The sequence below is a fragment of the Pseudokineococcus marinus genome (genome assembly GCF_013004605.1).
In the GTDB taxonomy this organism is placed as follows: Bacteria; Actinomycetota; Actinomycetes; order Actinomycetales; family Quadrisphaeraceae; genus Pseudokineococcus; species Pseudokineococcus marinus.
The window spans coordinates 1-6,920 of the sequence record NZ_JABEMA010000164.1; the positions used below are offsets into that span (position 1 = coordinate 1).

Below are 6,920 nucleotides of genomic sequence, written 5' to 3' on the forward strand. Positions count from 1 at the left end.
GACGGCCGCCGCGCCGGCCCGGGGGTCCCCGGCCCGCGCGGGGAGGACGAGGCGCGGGTCGACGGGGACGCCGGCGTCCTCCAGCGCCCGGCGGGAGCCCACGACCCGGGCGCTCGTCCCGCCCCGCCCGGTCGCCCCGCTCGCCGGCGCCCCGACGACCGCCACCCGGCGGCGGCCCGCGTCGAGCAGGTGCCGGGCGGCGGCGGCCGCCGCCGCGGCGTCCGCGGTGGCGACCTGGTCGACGGCGACGACGACGTCCGCCCGGCCGAGGAGGACGACCGGGTGGTCCACCTCGTCGAGCAGCGCCCGCTCCGGCGCGCCGAGCAGCTCGGCGGCGAGCAGCAGCCCGTCGGTGCGGTGCGGCTCGCCCGCCAGGACCCCCGCGAGGCTCCGGGAGTCGGCGCCCGCGCGGCTCACGACGACGGCGAGGTCGTTCTCCTGCGCCGCCACGAGCACCGCGTCGGCGAGGGCCGCGGCGGCGGGCGGCCGCAGGTCCGGCAGCACGAGGCCGACGACGCCGGTGCGCCCCGACCGCAGGCCCCGGGCGGCGAGGTTGGGCCGGTACCCCAGCTCGCTGATCGCCTGCTCGACCCGCGCCCGGGTGCTCTCGTGCACGTGCGGGCGGCGGTTGACGACGTTGGACACCGTCTTCGAGGAGACCCGGGCGCGACGGGCGACGTCACGCATCGTCACCGCCACGACGACGCCCCCGCGACCGCTCGCGCCCGGGGACGGCCGTCTCCCGGGAGGGGCCCGAGGGGACCCCCGAGGCGACCCACGAGCCGACGCCCGGGGGCGGAGCGCCTCACCCGCCCGCCGGGACGCGCAGCAGCGCCCCGAGGTCGCGGGCGGACCCGGCGAGCGCCTCCTGCGCCGTCGGCAGCACCGCCCGCGCCGCCTCGCGCGCCTCCGGCGAGAGCGCCCACACCAGCTGCTCCTGGACGCGCTCGCGCGTCACCTCGTGCGGCAGGAGGACGGGCCAGCCCAGCGCCCGCGCCTGCGCGGCCACCTTGGCGCCGCCCTCGACGGGGTCGAGCGCGACCACGGGGACGGCGTTCTTCAGCGCCAGGACCACGCCGTGCAGGCGGCTGCTGACGACGACGTCGAAGCGGCGGAGCAGGGCCTCGACCTGCGCGGCGGTCGAGGGCACGTGGGGCTCCCCGGTGGCCAGCCGCGTGTCGAAGGGCACGACCGCCGGCGGCCCCGCGGGCCCGGGCGCCGAGGCGAGGGCGGGCAGGACGACGTCGTGGACCGCGTCGTGGCGCTGGCGCTCGCCGTACTCGTGCTGGGCGTGCGCGGCGCACAGGCCGACGACGGGGACGGCCGGCACGGGGACGAGCAGGGAGGTGTCGGGGCGCGGCTCGCCGTCGCCGTCGCGGGCCAGGGCCGCGTGCAGCGGTGCGAGGCCGTCGACGACGGAGACGTCGACACCGAGGAGCCGGGCGTGCGGGAAGCGGTCGGCGACGCGCTGCAGCTGGCGCCCGCGGGCGGGCCCGCACACCCACAGGACGACGTCGTAGCGCTCCGGGTCGACCGTCTCGAGGTCCACGCTGGCGGCGTCGTCGGGCGCGAAGGTGCGCGTCATCGCGACGTCGAAGGGCTCGCCGAGGGCGCGGAGGTCCGCGACGGCGGCGTCGCGCGCGAGGAGGTCCCCCGCGGTGATCTCGCCGTCGGGGACGCTGAACCAGCCGGTCACGAGCACGCGGCGCCCGGGTCCGGTGCCGCCGCGGTCGGGGTGCCCGAGGGCGGGGGGTCCGGCGGAGGGGCGTCGGGCGGGGGTGTCGTCCACGCCGGGACGGTCCCACGAGCGGGCGCGCCCGCGCCCCCCGGCTCGCCGCTGCGACGGGGCTGCGGCGGACCGGGGGGCGCGGGTGGGGGCGGGCGCCGAGGGGCTCCCGCCGCCGGGGTCGCTCAGGCGAGGGTGAGGATGCGTCCCCGGACCTGCTCGACGAGAGCGGCCGGGACCTCCGCCAGCCCGTGGTCGTCGCGGGCGTGCGCACCCACGGCGCCGAGGATGTCGGCCTCGGTCGGAGCGCTGAAGGTCTTGCGGCACCCCGGCACGACGTCGCCGCATGAGAACTGCTTCACGGTCACCTCCTGGTCGGGCGACCGCGTCTCGGCGCCCGTCCCCTCATCGGCCGCCGGCGCCCTCGAGCAGCGCCACGAGGCGCGCGACCACCCGTTCGGCGCGCACGACGCCCACGGCCCGTCCGATGTCGTCGACGACGACGACGGGGTCGAAGCGCGTCGCCTCGGGGCGGGCGACGGCGCGGCGGGCCAGCTCGACCACCCCGTCGGAGGGGCGGGCGCGCAGGGACACCCGCGCCGTGCGGTGCCCGCTCTCCCCCTCGCGGCGCAGAGGGAGGAGCAGGGCGGCCGGGTGGGCCTCGGCGTCGAGGCGGATCCCGACCTCCCCCGCCTCCAGCAGGAGGGGCTCTCCCGTCGTCGGGTCCTCGCAGCGGACGGGCTCGACGAGGCTGGCCACGTCCTCGACGAAGGAGACGCGCGCCGCGGCGGAGCGCAGGCGCGCGGCCACGGCGGCGTCGAGGGGCTCGAACCGGGGCGAGGGGCGCGCCAGCAGGTACCCCTGGGCGAGAGGAGCGCCGAGGCGCAGGAAGGCGTCCATCTCCTCCCACGTCTCGACGCCCTCGGCGAGCAGCCACGCGTCGAGGCGGCCGGCGAGCTCGCCGAGCATCTCCGCGAGGGCCAGCTTCGCCTCGTCGAGGTGGATGCCGGCGACGAGCGCGCGGTCCAGCTTGACGAGGTGCGGGCGCACGGTCGTCAGCTGCTGCAGGCCCGAGTAGCCGGAGCCGGCGTCGTCGAGGGCGACGAGGGCGCCCCGGTCGGCGAGCCGCCCGCAGAGGGCCACGACGGGCGTGAGGTCGGCGACGGCGGTGTGCTCCGTCAGCTCGAGCACGAGGGGCGAGAGGTCCCCCGCCCCGAGGAGGAGGTCCGTCAGGACGGGCTCCCCGAGCAGGTGCGGGCTGACGTTGACGGTGAGGAAGCAGTTGTCCGGCAGGTCGGCGCGCAGCGCGAGCGCCCGCTCCACGACGAGGGCCTCCAGCTCGGCGCCCCGACCGAGGCGGTCGGCGGCGGCGAACCACAGGTCGGGCGTCAGCGGCTGCGCCACCCCGGCCGGCTGCTCGAAGCGCGACAGCACCTCGTACCCGGCGACGACGGCGCGCGCGACGTCGACGATGGGCTGGACGACGAGCCGCAGCCGGGACGGGTCCTCGAGGACGCCGGCGACGAGCGCCGGCCAGTCCGGTGGGGCGTCCTCCGGCACGGCACGCGGCGACGGGACGGCCGGGTCCTCGGTCGGGGCGGCGGGGCCGGCAGGGGGCATGAGGAGGGCATCGGTGCGCCCGGGCGCCGGGTGCAGCGCGCGCCGGCGCGGTCCACCGGACGGCCGACGCCGCGCGACCCGCCCGGCCCTGTCGGCCGGGTCAGCCGCCGGCGGTCGGAGCGGACGTGGAGCCGCTCGTGGGCCCGCCCGTCGCGGACCCCGGTGCGGCCCCGCCGTCACCGGTGGTGGAGCGCCCGTCGTCGTCGAGGGCGGGCTGGCCCGGGGCGTCCGGGGGCGCGTCCGGGCCGTCCTCGGGACTGCCCTGGGGCAGCAGCGCCGGGTCGGACTCCTCGACGGGCGTGGGCGTGGAGGCGACGGCCGGCCAGGCCCGCCACGGCCCCACGGTGACCTCGGCGCTCGGCGTCGCGCTGACGACCCGCCACGACAGGACGTCGCCCGTCCCGGCGTCGAAGCGCAGCAGCGTCATCTCGGCCGTCCCGTTGAGCGGTCCCACGGTGAGCTGGTCGTGCACGGCGCCGGCCGTGCTCGAGCTGATGTACCGGATGCCGCGGCCGACCTGCTCGGGGTCGGTCCGCACGTGGTAGTGGCCGGAGACCTGCGCCGGCGCGCAGCCCGCCTCCAGCGCGGGCGCCCCGATGGACGGGTCGTGCACGAGGAGCAGGTCGACGTCGTCCGCCGCGCACGCCTCCTCGACGAGCGTCCGGGCGCTCTCCTCGGCGGAGGCGCCCTCCGGGGCCGAGCTGCCCGAGAGCAGCTGCGTCGAGCGCGGGTCGGGGACGCCGAGGATCTTGAGGCCGGCGACGTCCACGACCTCGCCGTCCAGCACCGTCCAGCCCGCCGCCCGCTCCTGGTCGGCGGTCGTCGGGCTGTCGTGGTTGCCGTCCGCGACGACCACCGGCACGTCGGGCAGGGCGCCGGCGACGGCGCTGACGCAGGTCTGCTCGACGGCCGTGCCGTTCATCACCGTGTCCCCGGCGTTGAGCACGAGGTCGACGTCCGCGAGCTCCGCCAGCCGGGCGACCGGCTCCGCCATCCCCACGTTGCAGTGCAGGTCGGAGACGACGAGGGCCGTGAGGACGTCGTCCGCCGGCACCGGCCCGCGCGCGGTGGACGTCGGGCCCGGCGTCGCGCCGGCCGTGGACGTCGTCTGCGGATCGCCCGCGGCGGCCGCCGCCGGACCGCTCGGGGCGGCCGTGCCGGTGGGGGTCGCGGTGCTGCCGGGCGACGCGGTGCCGTCCGACGACGCGGTGCTGCCGGACGAGGGGGTGCTGCTCGGCGAGGAGGTGCTGCGGGACGAGCCCGAGGCGGGCAGCACGGCCGGGTCCTGCGTGCCGCGCTGCTCCCAGGCGCGCTCGAGGTCGGCGGTGACGCGGTCGTAGAACTGCGTGTTCTGGTCGACGAAGTCGGTCACGTACCCGCCGACGAGGTCGACGACGCTCGCGAGGCGGCCGGTGATGCGGGCGCCCTCGAGCGGGGTGCCGTCGAAGACGGGCGACGCCTGGCGGCTGGCGGCGTCGCGCTGCGCCTGCGGGCGGAAGCCGGCCAGGACCACGGCGGCGACGAGCGAGAGGGCCAGCACGCCGGCCAGCACGGCCCGGTGCCGGTGGCCGAGGGCGGCCAGCTCGGCCCGGCGGACGGGTCCGAGGGCCAGGCGGCCGAGGACGGCGACGAGCACGAGGACCGCCCAGGCGGTCAGCCACCGCTGCACGGCGTCGAGCACGAGCGCGCGGACGACGACGTCGACGGTGACCTGCGGGGCCGAGAAGAGCTGGAGGTAGCGCTGGAGGTCGTCGCCCAGCAGGTCGACCGTCGACGTCGACGACACGCCGATGTCGGTCACCTCGCGCGGGATCTCCTCGACGACGACGTCGACGCCCAGCCGCAGGGGCAGCGGCGAGTCGATGACGAGGGCGCCGAGCGGCCCGAGGTCGACGGCGACCTCGCCGTCCGTCGTCACCGCGTAGTCGGCGACGTGGGGCCCGAGGCTGGCCTCGGCGGACGCCGACGTGACGCCGTAGACGGCGGCGACGAGCCCGAGGGCGACGACGAGAGCGCTCCAGGCCGCGAGAGCCCGGCCACGACCGGCGCGCCAGGGCCGGTGGGGCGCGCGCTCCCCACCAGGCGGTGTCGGGCCGGGGTGCTCGTCGTCCACCGCACGATCATCGCCGACGCCCGCGCCGCCGCGCACCGCACCGGGCGAGCCAGGAGGACCTGTCACGAGACCGTCACCCGGGACGACGAGCCCCAGGACGACGCGGCCCCCGGGACGACGTCGGGCCCGCCCCCACGAGGGGGACGGGCCCGACGGTGTCCGGTGGAGCTGAGGGGATTCGAACCCCTGACCCCCTCCATGCCATGGAGGTGCGCTACCAGCTGCGCCACAGCCCCGGACCGACCTGCGGGGCCCGAGGGCCCGCGAGGACGGAGGAGAGACTAGCCCGGCCGCTCGACGGCGTCCAAATCGCCCCGCGACGCGTGCCTCAGGCGTGCGACCAGGCCCCGGCGTTGTGCTCGAGCAGCCGCCACGGCGCGGCCCCGGGCGCCCCGCGCAGCAGCGTGCTCCAGCGCGCGTTCCGCAGGCCCGTGAGGACCGGGGCGGCGGTGCGGGGCAGGCCCAGCAGCTGCAGCAGCGCCGCGCCCAGGGCGCCGCCGTGGCCGACGACCACGAGGACCTCGCCGTCGCCCAGCGGCGCGGCGTGCTCCTCGACGGCGGCGAGGACGCGGGCGCCGGCCTCGGTGCGCCGCTCCCCGCCCCCCGGCGGGACGTCGTCGCCCGCCAGCCAGGCGGCGTGGAGCTCCGGCCAGCCCGCGGCGATCTCCGCCCGCCGCAGGCCCTGCCAGTCGCCGCCGTAGACCTCGCGGAGCCGCGGGTCGAGGGCCACGGGCAGGTCGGCGGCCAGCGCGAGGGCGCCCGCCGTCGCGCTGGCGCGCGACAGGTCCGAGCTGACGACGCGCACCGGCCCCCGGGCCGCGAGGACGGCGGCGGCCGCGGCCACCTGCTCGGAGCCCCGCTCGTCGAGGGGGACGTCGGTGTGGCCCTGCCAGCGCCCGTCCGCGTTCCAGGCGGTGCGGCCGTGGCGCCACAGCACCACCTGCGCCGGCCCGCCGGCGCTCCCGCCCCCGGAGGGGTCGCTCACGCGGAGCGGCCGGCGCGCACCGACTCGGGCAGCTCGACGACGGGGCAGTCCTTCCAGAGCCGCTCGAGGGCGTAGAACCGGCGGTCCTCCGTCTGCTGCACGTGGACGACGATGTCGGCGTAGTCGAGCAGGACCCACCGCGCCTCGGTGAGGCCCTCCCGGCGCACCGGGCGGGCGCCGAGGTCGCGCATGCGCTCCTCGACGGCGTCGACGATGGCGCGCACCTGCCGGTCGGAGTCGCCGGAGGCGAGGACGAAGACGTCGGTGATGACGAGCTGCTCGCTGACGTCGAGGGCCAGCACCTCGTCCGCCAGCTTGTCGGCGGCGGCCTCGGCGGCGGCGCGGGCGAGCTCCAGGGAGCGGTCGGTGGCGGTCACGGGGTCCTCCAGACGCGCCGCGGCGGGTCGCCGCGGCCGAGGCCCCAGGGTCTCACGCGGGCGGGCTCCCCCGAGGCCGTCGCCCCGGGCGCCGGGCCG

7 protein-coding genes and 1 tRNA gene are annotated in these 6,920 nt (G+C 78.8%); all 8 read right to left on the minus strand.

Features of this window, described 5'->3' with window-relative positions; genetic code table 11:
* The coding region (locus HLB09_RS10830; protein WP_246235097.1) for a LacI family DNA-binding transcriptional regulator at positions 1–687 on the minus strand (687 nt) is incomplete at its 3' end.
* A gap of 118 nt (positions 688–805) precedes the next feature.
* Positions 806–1,789 carry a polysaccharide pyruvyl transferase family protein gene (locus HLB09_RS10835; RefSeq protein ID WP_171203390.1) on the minus strand — a complete coding sequence of 328 codons (984 nt, stop codon included), beginning with the start codon at positions 1,787–1,789 and terminating at the stop codon, positions 806–808.
* Positions 1,790–1,911: 122 nt separating this feature from the next.
* Positions 1,912–2,088 carry a DUF1059 domain-containing protein gene (locus HLB09_RS18590; protein ID WP_171203391.1) on the minus strand — a complete coding sequence of 59 codons (177 nt, stop codon included), beginning with the start codon at positions 2,086–2,088 and terminating at the stop codon, positions 1,912–1,914.
* Between the two features lie 43 nt (positions 2,089–2,131).
* Positions 2,132–3,346 (minus strand): EAL domain-containing protein, encoded by a 1,215-nt coding sequence (locus HLB09_RS10845; RefSeq protein WP_171203392.1) that lies wholly within the window; start codon positions 3,344–3,346, stop codon positions 2,132–2,134.
* Between the two features lie 100 nt (positions 3,347–3,446).
* Positions 3,447–5,459 carry a metallophosphoesterase family protein gene (locus HLB09_RS20000; RefSeq protein WP_212770911.1) on the minus strand — a complete coding sequence of 671 codons (2,013 nt, stop codon included), beginning with the start codon at positions 5,457–5,459 and terminating at the stop codon, positions 3,447–3,449.
* 163 nt (positions 5,460–5,622) lie between these two features.
* Positions 5,623–5,695: transfer RNA gene (locus tag HLB09_RS10855), tRNA-Ala, on the minus strand.
* Between the two features lie 92 nt (positions 5,696–5,787).
* Positions 5,788–6,444: a histidine phosphatase family protein gene (locus HLB09_RS10860; RefSeq protein ID WP_171203393.1), complete on the minus strand. Its 657-nt coding sequence runs from the start codon at positions 6,442–6,444 to the stop codon at positions 5,788–5,790.
* Positions 6,441–6,821, minus strand: coding sequence for a ribosome silencing factor (rsfS, locus tag HLB09_RS10865; RefSeq protein ID WP_171203394.1), 381 nt, complete (start codon positions 6,819–6,821; stop codon positions 6,441–6,443). Before rsfS ends, HLB09_RS10860 begins: the two co-directional genes overlap by 4 nt.
* Between the last annotated feature and the right edge of the window lie 99 nt (positions 6,822–6,920).

Excerpts from the sequence above, each read along its gene's own strand:
- HLB09_RS10845 (WP_171203392.1), bottom strand. The coding sequence starts at position 3,346 with ATGCCCCCTGCCGGCCCCGCCGCCCCGACCGAGGACCCGGCCGTCCCG.